General features: G+C 62.4%; 15 protein-coding genes and 2 pseudogenes. 8 read left to right on the top strand and 9 right to left on the bottom strand.

The window, feature by feature from the left end; genetic code table 11:
• Window positions 1-16: 16 nt before the first annotated feature.
• The 3 genes from GV002_RS05915 to GV002_RS05905 all read right to left on the bottom strand — a co-directional run bounded on the left by GV002_RS05915 (window position 17) and on the right by GV002_RS05905 (window position 2482).
• Complete coding sequence (locus tag GV002_RS05915) at window positions 17-622, bottom strand: outer membrane beta-barrel protein (protein WP_160017481.1); 606 nt, start codon at window positions 620-622, stop codon at window positions 17-19.
• 112 nt (window positions 623-734) lie between these two features.
• On the bottom strand, window positions 735-1907 hold the full coding sequence (locus GV002_RS05910) for an MFS transporter (protein ID WP_160017480.1): 1173 nt from the start codon (window positions 1905-1907) through the stop codon (window positions 735-737).
• A 98-nt stretch (window positions 1908-2005) separates the two neighbouring features.
• Window positions 2006-2482, bottom strand: coding sequence for a TlpA disulfide reductase family protein (locus GV002_RS05905; protein WP_256667035.1), 477 nt, complete (start codon window positions 2480-2482; stop codon window positions 2006-2008).
• A 30-nt stretch (window positions 2483-2512) separates the two neighbouring features.
• Here GV002_RS05905 and GV002_RS05900 point away from each other — a divergent pair, with 30 nt between their 5' ends.
• Together GV002_RS05900 and GV002_RS05895 are read left to right on the top strand one after the other, a co-directional pair.
• Window positions 2513-3919: a PilZ domain-containing protein gene (locus GV002_RS05900; protein ID WP_160017479.1), complete on the top strand. Its 1407-nt coding sequence runs from the start codon at window positions 2513-2515 to the stop codon at window positions 3917-3919.
• 114 nt (window positions 3920-4033) lie between these two features.
• Window positions 4034-4426 carry a hypothetical protein gene (locus tag GV002_RS05895; protein ID WP_160017478.1) on the top strand — a complete coding sequence of 131 codons (393 nt, stop codon included), beginning with the start codon at window positions 4034-4036 and terminating at the stop codon, window positions 4424-4426.
• A 432-nt stretch (window positions 4427-4858) separates the two neighbouring features.
• Here the strand turns inward: GV002_RS05895 and GV002_RS05890 are convergent, their stop codons facing one another.
• Window positions 4859-6076 (bottom strand): YihY family inner membrane protein, encoded by a 1218-nt coding sequence (locus tag GV002_RS05890; protein WP_160017477.1) that lies wholly within the window; start codon window positions 6074-6076, stop codon window positions 4859-4861.
• Between the two features lie 136 nt (window positions 6077-6212).
• Here GV002_RS05890 and arsC point away from each other — a divergent pair, with 136 nt between their 5' ends.
• The 3 genes from arsC to GV002_RS05875 are packed head-to-tail and all read left to right on the top strand — an operon-like array spanning window position 6213 to window position 7569.
• Complete coding sequence (arsC, locus tag GV002_RS05885) at window positions 6213-6566, top strand: arsenate reductase (glutaredoxin) (protein ID WP_160017476.1); 354 nt, start codon at window positions 6213-6215, stop codon at window positions 6564-6566.
• A complete protein-coding gene (wrbA, locus tag GV002_RS05880; RefSeq protein WP_160017475.1) occupies window positions 6563-7159 on the top strand; it encodes an NAD(P)H:quinone oxidoreductase in 597 nt (198 codons plus the stop codon). Before arsC ends, wrbA begins: the two co-directional genes overlap by 4 nt.
• Before the next feature lie 2 nt (window positions 7160-7161).
• A complete protein-coding gene (locus tag GV002_RS05875; protein WP_160017474.1) occupies window positions 7162-7569 on the top strand; it encodes a DUF2069 domain-containing protein in 408 nt (135 codons plus the stop codon).
• 184 nt (window positions 7570-7753) lie between these two features.
• On the opposite strand, the gene hda is transcribed toward GV002_RS05875, so the two are convergent.
• From hda to GV002_RS05860, 3 genes are all read right to left on the bottom strand, one after another.
• Window positions 7754-8458: a DnaA regulatory inactivator Hda gene (hda, locus tag GV002_RS05870; protein ID WP_160017473.1), complete on the bottom strand. Its 705-nt coding sequence runs from the start codon at window positions 8456-8458 to the stop codon at window positions 7754-7756.
• Window positions 8455-9546 carry an AI-2E family transporter gene (locus GV002_RS05865; protein ID WP_160017472.1) on the bottom strand — a complete coding sequence of 364 codons (1092 nt, stop codon included), beginning with the start codon at window positions 9544-9546 and terminating at the stop codon, window positions 8455-8457. The genes hda and GV002_RS05865 overlap by 4 nt, the downstream gene beginning before the upstream one ends.
• A 73-nt stretch (window positions 9547-9619) precedes the next feature.
• Window positions 9620-10660 carry a DUF2066 domain-containing protein gene (locus GV002_RS05860; RefSeq protein ID WP_160017471.1) on the bottom strand — a complete coding sequence of 347 codons (1041 nt, stop codon included), beginning with the start codon at window positions 10658-10660 and terminating at the stop codon, window positions 9620-9622.
• Window positions 10661-10907: 247 nt separating this feature from the next.
• Between GV002_RS05860 and purM the strand changes: the two genes are divergently transcribed.
• From purM to GV002_RS05845, 3 genes are read left to right on the top strand one after another with little or no spacing between them, the layout of a single operon-like run.
• Window positions 10908-11966, top strand: a complete 1059-nt coding sequence (gene purM, locus GV002_RS05855) for a phosphoribosylformylglycinamidine cyclo-ligase (protein ID WP_160017470.1) — start codon at window positions 10908-10910, stop codon at window positions 11964-11966.
• Window positions 11966-12610, top strand: a complete 645-nt coding sequence (purN, locus tag GV002_RS05850) for a phosphoribosylglycinamide formyltransferase (protein ID WP_160017469.1) — start codon at window positions 11966-11968, stop codon at window positions 12608-12610. The genes purM and purN overlap by 1 nt, the downstream gene beginning before the upstream one ends.
• Window positions 12611-12618: 8 nt before the next feature.
• A complete protein-coding gene (locus tag GV002_RS05845) occupies window positions 12619-13335 on the top strand; it encodes a DUF3108 domain-containing protein (RefSeq protein WP_160017468.1) in 717 nt (238 codons plus the stop codon).
• Window positions 13336-13523: 188 nt separating this feature from the next.
• On the opposite strand, the pseudogene GV002_RS05840 reads toward GV002_RS05845, so the two are convergent.
• Window positions 13524-13652 (bottom strand): annotated as a pseudogene (locus tag GV002_RS05840) (IS110 family transposase); the annotation flags it as partial.
• Window positions 13653-13666: 14 nt separating this feature from the next.
• A pseudogene (locus GV002_RS05835) lies at window positions 13667-13840 on the bottom strand (C4-dicarboxylate ABC transporter); the annotation flags it as partial.
• Between the last annotated feature and the right edge of the window lie 141 nt (window positions 13841-13981).

The raw sequence follows: 13981 nt of genomic DNA, 5'->3' as shown, positions 1-13981 counted from the left end.
TAATGCCAAGTCGCCATCAGAAGGCGAAGTTGGCGCCGAGGTAGAGCTGCGCACTGCTATGTAGATCCAGCGACCCGGCCTTGCCTTCACCATGCGGTTTCATTTCCGTGCTGGCGTTGGTACGCAGGTAACGATAGCCGGCTTCGATCGATGTATTGCTGTTGAGTTCCTGCAGGATACCGGCCTGCAAACCTGCAGCAAATCCGATGTCGCTGTCACGGGAGAACCCGCGGCTTTCCTGCTCGAGCTTGACCAGGCCGGCGGTTACACCACCGAACAGCTTGGTGTTGTTACTGCCCAGCGGTACGAACATGTCGTAGCTGCCGAGCAGATTCTGCTGGCGCAGTTTGTAGCCGTTGTGACTGTCGGAGACATTCTCGTAAGCCGCGTAGTAGCGGACATCATCGGTCTTCTGGCCAGCGCGGACACCCCAGGTGCCCTCACCATTGATCACCTTGTCCAGTTTGGGATTGCCGAGGTTGGCGTTCAACGCGTTGGACTTCTGGATGTTGTTGTCAGTCTGCCCCCAGGTCAGGCCGACGAAATTGTCATTGGCCTGAGCAGCGGTTGCGCCCAGGGCCAGGCAGGTCGCGAATGCGATACGGTTCAGGGTGATTTTCATTGCATCATTCCTCTCGTTGCAGTTTTGATCAACTCGGCAACAAGTCTGCGGGAAGGCTACTGAATCCCTGCTGAACCCTCCTTGAACCTGCACTGAACGAGCGGCAAACAGCCTAGATACGCCGTACCAGAGCCCCAGCGGCGACGAATAACGAGGCCAGAACAGCCAACAACGCCAGCCAGCCGGCGTGCTCCCAGACATAACCACCGACGTAGCCCACCAGGCTGGAGCCGAGGTAATAGGCACACAGGTACAACGCCGAGGCCTGCGCCTTGGCCCCCTGTGCATGGATACCAACCTGCCCGCTAGCAACCGCATGAGCCGCGAAGAAACCCAGGGTGAACAGCGCCAGCCCGATCACCACAGCGCTCAGCCACGGCCCTGCGCACAGGGCCACCCCAAGCAGCATCAGACCGATGCCGCCATGCAGCACCTGGCGTGCGCCGAAGCGTGGGACCAGACGCCCTGCCCATCCGGCGCTGAAGATACCCAGCAGGTAGACGGTGAACAGCAGACCGATCACCGTCGCCGACAGGTTGAATGGCGCTCCGGCCAGACGAAAGCCGACATAGTTGAACAGCGCAACGAAACCGCCCATGAGCAGAAAGGCCAAAGCGAACAGCACGCGCAGACGCGGGTTACTCAGGTGCAGGACGAAGTTGCGCAGCAGCCCGCGCAAGGACAGCGGCTGAGCCGTGAAATGCCGCGAGGGCGGCAACAGCCAGATAAACAGCGCCAACGCCAGCAAGCCGAGCCCGGCAATGCCGCCGAGCGCCCAGGGCCAGCCGCCCAGGTCACTGAGCAGACCGGCCAGCAGGCGACCGAGCAACCCACCCAACGCCGTACCGCCGATATACAGCCCCATCGCCGCCGGAAGCGCTTCGGGGTCGAACTCTTCGCCGACATAGGCCATGGCCAACGCCGGCAAACCGCTCAGCGCCAGTCCCAGCAGCGCACGCAGAATCAGCAGGCTGCCCCACTCTTCTACCAGTGCGCAGGCGATACCCAGCATCGCTGCCAGGCCCAGCGCCGCAGCCATGACCGGCTTGCGCCCCCAGCTCTCGGCCAGCGCACCGGATACCAGCAGGCATAGCGCCAGGCTCAGTGTGGTCAGCGACAGCGCCAGGCTGCTGCTGGCCGCAGAAACACGAAAGTGCGCCGCCAGTAGAGGTAGCAGCGGCTGCACGCAGTAGAGCATGGCGAAGGTAGCGAAACCGGCACAGAACAGCGCCAGAGTGGCGCGCCGATAACCGGCGCTGCCACGGGTAAGATGGGTAGCGGACATCAGGCAGACTCATGAAGCACGGCGCAGGTTCGGCCGGAGCAAAAGCTTAGCATGCTACCTATTACTGCGACTGCATGTCGCAGCGATTTTTCTAGTCGTTACTGCCCGCGCAACTGTTTGAGATGCGCCTGTAAGCCCGCCGAGGTCTGCTCACCGACCAGGCGCTCGCGCAACTTGCCGTCCGCATCGACGATATAGGTCACCGGTAGCACGTCATTACGCGGCAGCTCGAAACGCGCCGCCGGGTCCTGCGCCAGCACGGTGAACCGAATGTCAAAACTGTCCGCTGCACGCTTGAGGTCATCGCCCTGCAGGGCGTCGAAATTGACGCCGATCACTCGCGCCGACTGGTTCTTCAGCTCTTCTTCCAAGGCGTTGAGCTCGGGAATTTCCGTGCGGCACGGTGCGCACCATTCAGCCCAATAATTAATGACTAGCCACTGGCCATCCAAGCTCTCAGCCGTTACCTTTCGTCCATGCTGATCAAGGCCGTAATCTTCGGCACAAGCCGTCAGCAGCAGAGCGGCGCAGATACCCATAACAGCCTTGCCGACATTCCGGAGCCCTAAGCCCATGTACTCGATCCTCGTCCACCCGGGGTTGATATGACGCTGGATGCCCTGCGCCTGGAAGTACCGGACATCCGCGAGGACAACAGCGTATCGCCGGCGGAAATCGTCCAGCGACTCGCGACGGCTCGTCACCTGGAGCAGGAAAATGGCCTGCAACACGTACTGGGCCTGTTGTTTTCGCTCAATCGCAGCGCCCTGACCTTACTGGAAAGGCAACGTGCGCTGCAAAACTTCAGTGACGAGTACCGCCATTACGCCGGCCTTGCCAATCGCCAGCATCCGCCAAGCACTCTGTTCGTGCGTTTCTGCGGCGAGCTGGCGATCGGTTTCAAACGCCTGTTGCTGCAAATCCTGCAGGGGCGTCAACCATCGATGCCGCACCTGGCCTGGTGCCTGTACATGGCCCAGCACTTCCTTGCCCAGCAGTTGCTGCGCCACTATCAGCTTTACCAGGAGCCACCCGCAGCGCTCTGGCGCGACAGCCACTTGCTGTATTGGATCGGCGAGCATCAGCAGTGTCTGGACGAGCCAGTGGCTGCGGCCTTCGAGCCGAAGCCGGCCAGCACCCTGAGAGGCCTTTACCAGCAGATGCTGCTATTGGCCCTGAGCAACCCCTTCCACCTCGATGAAGGCGAATGCCTGACTCTTTTCAGCGCACTGGCGCCTCTGGCCGCCCTGGCCAGGTTGCAAGCGTGGGACGAGGAAGACGAAATCGAAGGTCCGGTAGTCGACCTCAGCGAATCACAGGCCTGCCTGAGTTTCGAACAACGTATCGAAGGCGAGGCCGCCAACCTGCGCCGCTTCGAACTGGGAGCTCTGCTGATCGCGCTGCATGAACCAGCGCCACTGCAAAGCACGCAGGAGCGTCAGTTGCTTGAACGAGTACGTCAGCACTGGCTGGGACGCCAGCAACGCCGCCATGAACGCGCCGAACTGGACGGACAATGCAGCCTGGTGGTCGGCCTGCCAGCCATTCATGCGCAACTGCTGGACAAGCTGCCACAACGCACCGAGGCACAGATTCTCGATGCCAGCCCAGGCGGTGCGCGCCTGCTGTGCAACGCCAACGAGGGCGGGCAACTGCAGGTCGGGCAACTGGTTCTGCTGCTTACCAATGGCACACCGACTCTGGCATTGGTGCGCTGGCGTCATCTCAATAGCGAAGGCTTGCACCTCGGGCTGCGCTATCTGAAAGGCCTGCCACGGCCGGTCTGGCTGCGACGCGCCCCCAATGCGCAGACTCATCCGGGCGTGTTGCAGAGTACCCCGGCACCGGGCAACGGCTGGCACCACGGCCTGTGGCTGCCCAACGGCCAGTTCGCCTCCGGCGAGCACCTTTGGCTGCAACTGGTCAGCGTGCATAATCAGGCGATCCTCCCTCTCCCCGAAAGCAACCTGCAGACCTCATCGGTTACTCGTCACCCGCTGCGCCTGGCCTGATACGCGAAACTGCGACTCCAGTCACGCGGTCTGTCCGCCGAGTGCACAGTTTCGCCAGCAGGTGGCTGCTTATAATTCCCGGTACTAACGTCTCACCTAGCCTGGAATTTCACCATGTCCCAAGCGCAAGACAAGCTGATTGGCTCCGTGCCCTCGCGCATCGTAGACGCCGCTCGCCTGCTGGTCACGCCCTACGAGGGGCGCGTAGCCGAATACAACGTCGCCACCTGGCTGCAACTGCCGGGGCTGGCCAATCTGCCGGTGTCACTGCTGGTGAGTTATCGCGATGGAGACAAGCGTCGCGAGGTCAATGTCGACCACGGCAAGGTCAATGCCCATGGCAAGATCCTGCTCTCAGGGATCGCTCGCATGCCGGTGCGGCTGAAGATCGAAGACATGCAGGTGCGCCTGCGCTCGGCGGTGCCGGCGCAAAGCCTGGTAGTCGAGGAATTCTTCGTTCAAGCCGTCGAGTTGGTCAACAGCGAGAGCCGCCAGGCCATGGCCTGAGACAGAACTGGAACATCAAACCCCGCGCATCGACGCGGGGTTTCGCTTTCAGCCTGAGGAAACTCCGGAGCTGGGCGCAACCTGCGGATTTGAGTCGTCAGCGTCTGGCTGCAGGTTTTCGGCAGCAACATGCTCGAGCAGCGACTCCGGCCAACGTGCGAAGTGCAGCCCAGTGATTCGGTTGAGCCGCGTCAGCGCTTCCTGCGGATCGCGTCGGTGAAGGTGGATTACCCTGTTTTTTACCGTCATTACTGCCTGCGTCCTCAGCGATCCCTGCCTTGCTGGCAGTTCGATAGCAACTGACCTGGCATTTGCTAGAAGCGTGCCAGCCCTTCTACAACGCATTCATTGCCGCCACGCCTTTGCTCAGAGCGCATCAGGCCTGGGCAATGCCTGAAAGTGACGTTTTTCGTCACCCTCCGTTACGCTTCCTCAGCCCTTCCCCGGCAACCAGTCCGCCAGACTGGCGCCGAACTGCTCCTCGCGCTCCGCTTGCATGCGTTCCATTCCCTCGCGCAATGCCGGATACCAGGGCTCGTCAAGCTGAGCGGGCAGTTGCGAGAGGCTTGGCAACGGCCAAGGGCTGCACTCGAGTAGTTGATGCAGGGAAAAATTATGCAGGTCACGGCACAGCACCCAACCTCCACCGTTGGCCTTGCATGCCAGGTGCTCGCGCTCGAGGAAGTCCATCACTTGACTCCACTCGTCCTCGGGTAAACGCCAGCCAGCACGCTGCATATCGCCGTAATGCAGGACTTCACCCTTCTGCTGACGCTTGAGCAACAGGCGCAGCACCACTAGCAGAATCAATCCCTTGGGGATGGGTTCGCGGCGCCAATGCCGTGGTTGCGAGAGGCCGTACACCAGCTCGGCGCCCAGCAGCACGATCAACCAGGACAGATAGATCCACAGCAGAAACAGCGGCACCGTGGCGAAGGCGCCGTAGATCAGGTGGTAACCGGGAAACAGGCGCACGTATAGGCCGAACAGTGCCTTGGCCACTTCGAACAGTACGGCGCTGAACAAACCACCCAGCAACGCATGGCGCAAGGACACCCGAGTATTCGGGACCGCCGCATAGAGCAAGGTAAAGGCTGCGATGCTCGATAGCAGCGGCGCGAAGGCAAGCAGGGTCTTGGCGCCCAAGACGGCATCCGGCCCGGAAATCAGCGACAGCGAGGCGATATAGGTACTGATCGCAAAACCTGCCCCCAGTAGCAACGGCCCGAGGCTGAGGATCGCCCAGTACAGCAGAAAGCTGGACATACCGCGGCGCGGCTGACGCACCCGCCAGATCACGTTGAAGGTCTTTTCGATGGTCACCAGCATGAGGAAGGCGGTGACAGCCAGCAGCCCCACACCGAACCAGGTCAACTGCCGCGCCTGAGTGGTGAACTCGCGCAGGTACTCCTGCACCGTCTCGCCAGTGGAAGGCACGAAGTTATTGAAGATGAAACCCTGGATGTCCTCGCCCACGTCCTTGAATGCCGGAATCGCCGAAAGCATGGCGAAGGTCACGGTCATCATCGGCACCACGGCGAACAAGGTGGTGTAGGTCAAGGCAGCCGCATTGCCTGCGCCACGGTTCTCCACGAAACGCTTGTAGAGACTCAGCCAGAACCCCAGCCAGTCCTTAAAACGAACCCGCATGCCCTCTCCTTAGCTCTCAAACCTTACAGACAGTGCGCCGCGTGAAAAGGTCGCAGCAAAGCGACCCAGCGGTTTGCGTGCATCCGCGCACCAGGCGGTTAGAATAGCCGCCACCTCAAGCCGGATGCGAGCCACCATGACCGACCTGACCCTCTACCACAACCCGCGCTGCTCGAAATCTCGCGGTGCTCTGGAGCTGCTGGAAGCCCGCGGCCTGCAACCGCAGGTAGTGCGCTACCTGGAAGCACCACCCAGCGCTGGCGAACTCAAGAGCCTGCTCGGCAAGCTGGGCATCAGCGCCCGCGAACTGCTGCGCAGCGGCGAAGACGAGTACAAGGCACTAGGCCTGGACGATACCGGTTTGAGCGAGGCGCAGTTGATCGAGGCCATGGTCAAGCATCCCAAACTGATCGAGCGCCCGATTCTGATCGCTGGCGACAAGGCCGTGATCGGCCGCCCACCGGAAAAAGTGCTGGAGCTGCTGGCATGAGCGCGCGTTATATCCTCGTGCTCTACTACAGCCGCCACGGCGCCACCGCGCAGATGGCCAGGCAGATCGCCCGTGGTGTCGAGATGGCCGGCCTGGAAGCACGTCTGCGCACGGTGCCAGCGGTATCCAGCGAATGCGAGGCCGTTGCGCCGAGCGTGCCGGAGGACGGCGCCATGTATGCCACCCTGGACGACCTGAAGAACTGCTCGGGCCTGGCCCTGGGTAGCCCGACCCGTTTCGGCAACATGGCCGCACCACTCAAGTACTTCATCGATGGCACCAGCAACCTGTGGCTCACCGGCGAACTGGTTGGCAAACCAGCCGGCGTGTTCACCTCCACCGCCAGCCTGCATGGCGGCCAGGAGACCACCCTGCTGTCGATGATGCTGCCTCTGTTGCACCACGGCATGCTGGTCTGCGGCCTGCCCTACAGCGAATCGGCCCTGCTCGAAACCCGCGGCGGCGGCACGCCCTACGGCCCCAGTCACCATGCTGGTGGTGACGGCAAACGCGCGCTGGACGAGCATGAAACAGCCCTGTGCCGCGCACTGGGTCAACGCCTGGCGCAAACCGCCAGCAAACTGGAGCGCTGAACGTGGCCCGAGCGAAGAAACCCCTGCCCAGCCTCGAATGGCTGGAGCCACGGGTCAAACTCAGTCGAGCACTGAGTCTGTTCAGTTTCATCGCCCTGCTGACCCTGCTGCTGGTGTGGAATCTGGCCTTCGCCGATCTGCATGGCGCGCGGGTCGGCGTGGTGCTGGCCATTCAGCTGCTGCCGCTGGCGTTGCTCGCCCCCGGGATATTGATGGGAAACGCCCGTGCCCACGCCTGGGCCTGCTTCGTGGTCAATATCTATTTCATCCAGGGCGTACTGGCCGCCATCGATCCGGCGCGTGCTCTGTTCGGCGCGCTGGAGGCGGTAATCAGCTTCGGCCTGTTCTGCTGCGCCCTGCTCTATACCCGCTGGCGCTTTCAGTACGATCGCAAGCTGGCGGGGGAATAAGCAACAGCCGCAAGCCGCGCTATTCAGGGGGCTTATTGGTGCGCACGGCGCACCCTACATGTTTCCGTCGTAGGGTGCGCCGCGCGCACCAAGGGCCGCCCGGACTCTGAATCGAGCATGTAGCGGGGCTTGGGGACAGGCAGAGCGATGCGCCGACCGACGCGTGTTGGCTTGCAGCTTGCCGCTACCAGCCCAGCGTTTCCTTGAGAAAGGGAATGGTCAGCTTGCGCTGGGCCTGCAGCGAAGCCTGATCCAGGCGTTCCAGCAGCTCGAACAGCGCGCTCATGCTGCGTTCGCCACGGGTGAGGATGAAGCGGCCAACCTCGTCGCTCATCTGCAGGCCACGACGCGAGGCACGCAGCTGCAGGGCGCGCAGCTTGTCCTCATCAGACAGCTCGTGCAGTTGGAAGACCAGCGCCAGGGTCAACCGCGACTTCAGATCGGGCAGTTGAATGGGCAACTCGCGCGGCGACATGGTGCCGGCCAGCAACAGACGCCGGCCGCTGTCACGCAGACGATTGAACAGGTGGAACAAACCCTCTTCCCAGTCGCTGCGGCCAGCCACTGCATCGAGATCATCGAGACAGACCAGCTCACACAGCTCGAGGTTGTCGAGCAACTCCGGGCCATGCTGCACCACCTCGCCAAGCGGCAGGTACACCACCGCTTCGCCGCGCTGCTCGAAACGCAGGCAGGCGGCCTGCAGCAAGTGGCTGCGCCCCACGCCCTCAGTGCCCCACAGATAGATCAGGCTTTCCGTCCAGCCGGCATCGGCCTCGCACAGACGCTCGACATAGCCCAGGGCGGCGGCATTGGCGCCGGGGTAGTAGTTGGCGAAGGTGGCGTCGTCACGCAGACGCACCCCCAGAGGCAGCTGGATTGGTTTCATGCAGGGCTCGGCGGTTCGTCAGAACCGCTGTTGGACTCTCCGTAAAGGCCGGAAAGTTTATACAAATCATGGGCATGGCGCAGCAGAACCATGATTACTGCAGCAACTGGCAAGGCCAGCAGCACGCCGGTGAAGCCAAACAGCTGGCCGCCAGCGAGGATGGCGAAGATCACTGCGACCGGATGCAAACCGATGCGATCACCCACCAACATGGGTGTCAGGACCATACCTTCGAGCAGTTGGCCGATCATGAACACCACACCGATGCCGATCAACGGATAGGGCTCAAGACCGAACTGGAACAACGCGGCAGTCAACGCCGCACCGATGCCGACGATGAAGCCCATGTAGGGCACGATGCTCGCCAGGCCAGCCAGCACACCGATCAGCAACCCCAGCTCCAACCCCACCAGCATCAGGCCAGAGGCGTAGATGATGCTTAGCGCCAGCATTACCATCAACTGGCCACGCAGGAAGGCACCGAGCACCTCGTGGCATTCACCAGTCAGCTTGACTACCAACCCTTCGCGCTGGCGCGGCAGCAGGCGACGCAGGCGCTCGACCAGCACATCCCAGTCGCGCATCAGGTAGAAGCTCACCACCGGAATCAGCAGCAGGTTGCCCAGCCAGGCCAGCAGCGCCAGGCCCGAGGACGTGGCCTGAGCCAGCACCATCTTGAGCACATCGGTGGTCTTGCCGATGTTATCGGTGAAGACCTGCTTGAGTTGGTCGATCTGCAGCAGGTCATCCTGCAAACCCAGATGTGATTGCGACCAGGGCAACGCCGTACCCTGCAGCCAGTCGAGCATTTCCGGCGCCAGCTGGTACAGACGCACCAGCTGTCGCCCCAGCATGGGCACCAGCACCAGCAACAGGATCAGCAGCACCAGCGCGAACAGCGTGAACACCACCACTACGCCGCCGGTGCGCGACAGGCGGTGCCGCTCGAGGCGGTCGACCAGCGGGTCGCCCAGATAGGCCAGCAGGATACCGATCAGGAACGGGGAAAGAATCGGGTGTAACAGGTACAGCAGCCAGCCGAGCAGGAACAGCCCAGCCATCCATAGCCAACGGGTGGAATCGGTCATGCTCGCGTCCTCGATGCGAAACGGCGCCAGTAAGGCGCCGCGGAACTGGGCTGTGGTCTACCCGACAGGAATTCTACCAACGAAAGCGCAACTGATCGGTGCGCGGTTTCACCTGCGGAGCCTCGGTTGTAGCGGCCCCCGGGTTCTCTACCGGCTCAGCGGCATCGAGCGGCTCGCTGACTTCCTGCAACTGCCCCAATGCCAGTTGCGCACGCAATTGCTCCGGGCTGGCACTGACCTGATAGACCAGGCGCTGGCCATCGATCTCCTGCAAACGCGCGGCGAAGGGTTCGAGCAAGCGCTCCAGCGCCGCGAAACGACCCAGGTCTGCACCTTCGATTACCAGCGTCAGGCTTTGCGCAGCACCAGGCTTGACCAGAAAACGCGGGGCCAGGCGTTCGGCCACCGCCAGCAGCACGGCATCGGCCAGCGCAGCCTGATCAGCGCCTTCGGCCTTGCCCTGTTCACGTTCGTCGCCCAACCACAGGCGCCAGGTGGCCTGCCAGTTGCCGCTGCTCTCGGTCGCCTGCACGGCCAGCAAAGCATCGGCGCCATAGCGCTCGGAGGCCTCGCGCAGTGCTTGCGGATCGTTGGCCAGCAACGTATCGGCATTGCCCAGCGCCTGCTCGCTCAGGTCCGCCAGCGGCAGACGCAGCGGCAGGCCACGATGCTGAGCAGCATCGCGTAGCAACGCCGCTGCACTCTGGCTTTCGCCAACCAGTTGGCTGCCTTCCGGCGATTCGTTGAGCCACCAGGTGAGAATGGCCGGACGGTTGGCGCCCCACAGGGCAAGGCCTGCCTGGCGCAGTTGGTGATCGGTGCTGGCTGGATCGAACTCGACCAACAGCGCGTCACCTTCATATCCGTACTGACTGACGATCTGTTGCGGGTCCTTGCGCAGACCTTCCAGCCCAGCGCTCTGCAGCGCCTTGGCATCACCGGTCAAACGCAGCACCAGAGTCTGCAGGGCCTTCTGCATGGCCGCGTCACGGCTTTCCGGCTGCTGATCCGCCACGGGTTCACGCACCTGATAAAGACCGGTAACCGGCGCGGCCAATGCCGGCAGGCTCAGGAGCGACAGACAGAAGAACAGCAGACGGATGGGCAAACGCATTGGGGCGGACTCTCGCAAGGGATGGCTGCACGGAGGGCGGCCACAAAGGCCTATACCTTAAACAGCCGCTCAAGCCCCGGCAACCAGAGCCCGTGCCTGCGACGAAGCGCATGCACGCGAGTGGCCGCTACCGGGCAAGCCTGATAAAATCGCGCGCCTCCGCCAGCCGGTACGCGCGCCGGGCTCCTTGGATGAGCCTGCGCCACGTCGGCGCCTACACGAACTCCCCATCCAAAGGCCCGGATCTATGAGCAAGCAACCCTCCATCAGCTACAAGGACGCAGGCGTCGACATCGATGCCGGTGAAGCCCTGGTCGAGCGCATCAAGGGCGTGGCCAAGCGCACTGCGCGTCCGGAAGTCATGGGTGGCCTGGGCGGCTTCGGCGCCCTGTGCGAGATCCCGGCCGGCTACAAGCAACCCGTCCTGGTGTCCGGTACCGATGGCGTCGGCACCAAGCTGCGCCTGGCGCTGAACCTGAACAAGCACGACAGCATCGGCCAGGACCTGGTCGCCATGTGCGTCAACGATCTGGTGGTCTGCGGCGCCGAGCCGCTGTTCTTCCTCGACTACTACGCCACCGGCAAGCTCAACGTCGATGTGGCCGCCACCGTGGTCACCGGCATCGGCGCTGGCTGCGAACTGGCTGGCTGCTCTCTGGTCGGCGGTGAAACTGCCGAGATGCCGGGCATGTACGAAGGCGAGGACTACGACCTGGCCGGCTTCTGCGTTGGCGTGGTGGAAAAGAGCGAAATCATCGACGGTTCCAAGGTGGTCACTGGCGACGCCCTGATTGCACTGCCCTCCTCCGGCCCGCACTCCAACGGCTACTCGTTGATCCGCAAGATCATCGAAGTCTCCGGCGCCGACATCGAGCAGGTGCAGCTGGACGGCAAGGCCCTGGCCGACCTGCTGATGGCGCCGACCCGTATCTACGTCAAGCCGCTACTCAAGCTGATCAAGGACACCGGCGCGGTCAAGGCCATGGCCCACATCACCGGCGGCGGCCTGCTGGACAACATCCCGCGCGTACTGCCGCAAGGCGCCCAGGCGGTGATCGACGTCGCCAGCTGGAATCGCCCGGCCGTGTTCGACTGGCTGCAGGAAAAAGGCAACGTCGACGAGCATGAAATGCACCGCGTCCTGAACTGTGGCGTCGGCATGGTCATCTGCGTCGCTCAGGATCAGGTCGAAACTGCCCTGGCCAGCCTGCGTGCCAGCGGCGAGCAACCCTGGGTCATCGGCCAGATCACCGAAGCTGCAGAAGGTGCAGCCCAGGTTCAGCTGAACAACCTGAAAGCCCACTGATGCCCTGCAATGTCGTCGTCCTGATCTCCGGGTCAGGCAGCAATCTGCAAGCGCTGATCGACAGCGTTGCCCACGACGGCAATCCGGCCCGCATCGCCGCGGTTATCTGCAACCGCGCCGGTGCCTATGGCCTGGAGCGGGCGAAACAGGCAGGGATAGCCACCGAACTGCTTGACCACAAGCAGTTCGACGGCCGCGAAGCCTTCGATGCCGCTCTGATCCAGGCCATCGACGCCCACCAGCCTGATCTGGTGGTGCTGGCCGGCTTCATGCGCATCCTCACGCCCGGCTTCGTTCAGCACTATGCAGGCCGCCTGCTGAATATCCATCCCTCACTGCTACCTAGGCACAAAGGCCTGCACACCCACCAGCGGGCTCTCGAAGCTGGCGACAGCGAACACGGCTGCAGCGTGCACTTCGTCACCGAGGAACTCGATGGTGGCCCTCTGGTCGTACAAGCTGTGTTGCCAGTAATGGCAGACGACACGGCCGAAAGCCTGGCCCGCCGCGTGCACATTCAGGAACACCAGATCTACCCTCTGGCTGTACGCTGGTTTGCCGAAGGTCGCTTGCGTCTTGACGCTCAAGGCGCAATGCTGGATGGCCAGCCGCTGCCCGCCAGCGGCCACCTGATTCGAACCTAGGAGACTCTATGCGTCGTGCCCTGCTGTTCGCCCTGACACTGTTCAGCCTGCCCGCCCTTGCCGAGGATCTGCAGCCCTTCTCCGCCAGTTACACCGCGGACTGGAAGCAGTTGCCGGTCAGTGGCAGCGCCGAGCGTAGCCTCAAGCGCGAAGATGACGGCCGCTGGACCCTCAACTTCGAAGCGTCGATGCTGGTCGCCGGCCTCACCGAAGAAAGCACCTTCCGGGTCGACAACCAGACCCTGATGCCACTGACCTACCGCCTCAATCGCAGCGGCCTGGGCAAAGGCAAGAAGGTCGAGCAGGACTTCGACTGGGAACAGAAGCAAGTGATCGGCACCGACCGTGGTGACGCCGTGCGCTTCCCGCTCAATCGCGGCCTGCTGGACAAGTCCACCTACCAGATCGCCCTGCAACAGGACGTCGCGGCCGGCAAGAAGAGCGTGAGCTATCAGGTGGTCGACGGTGATGAGATCGAAACCTACGACTTCCGTGTGCTGGGCGAAGAAGTGGTACGCACCAAGGCCGGCCTGATCGACGCGATCAAGGTCGAGCGCGTGCGGGACCCCACGCAAAGCACCCGCAAGACCGTGTTGTGGTTCGCCAAGGACTGGGGCCACCTGCTGGTGCGCCTGCATCAGGTGGAGACCGACGGCAAGGAATACCAGATCATGCTCAAGGAAGGCACCGTCTCCGGCAAGTCGGTGGAAGGTCGTCGCGACTGATTGGCAAGCGCACAAAAAACCGGGCTAATGCCCGGTTTTTTTATGGTTTTTTGCATTCTCGCGGAGAGGATACGCTTGACACCGGACTGGCAATTAAGTGTTAGCTGTCGATGACTTGGCACTATCCATTAGCACGCCGTCTGACCTGATGGGTTTCGCCCCTTACGGGCGAGCAACCGTGTTCAGCGTCAAGCCACTTGAGGCCTGAAATGAGCCTGATCACGGAGCATCGCATTGAGGATGGTAAGCAATTTCCGCATGCAGGCGACGACCGCTACTTTGCCTGGTTTCCCCTGTTCCTTAAGTCGCCGGTAGAAGCTGTACACGACCCGTCGCCGATACCGAGCAAAAACTCGTTACCGCCGAAATAGTCACCCAGCCAATAAAACAGGGTGTAGAAGTTGTTGAGGATCACGTAGACGAAAGTGATCAGCGTCATGGCCGCCAGGAGGAAAGCGATGAAGCCTTCCTCGAAGTGCTCCCAGACGCGCCGCAAGGCGTTCATCGGCATCTCCGAGCATTGTTGTGGTTTTAAGGAGTGAGGCGAATCTAACCGAGCAAGGACCGGCGCGATATTCGTCATTGGCAAACGCCGTCTTAGGCGACGGCGAATGAGAGGCCGCCCCGGGTGCGTGGGCCCGGGGCG

It is taken from the genome of Pseudomonas sp. 8O (genome assembly GCF_902506495.1).
In the GTDB taxonomy this organism is placed as follows: Bacteria; Pseudomonadota; Gammaproteobacteria; order Pseudomonadales; family Pseudomonadaceae; genus Aquipseudomonas; species Aquipseudomonas chaetocerotis.
This window is presented reverse-complemented; position numbering and strand designations above follow the sequence as displayed.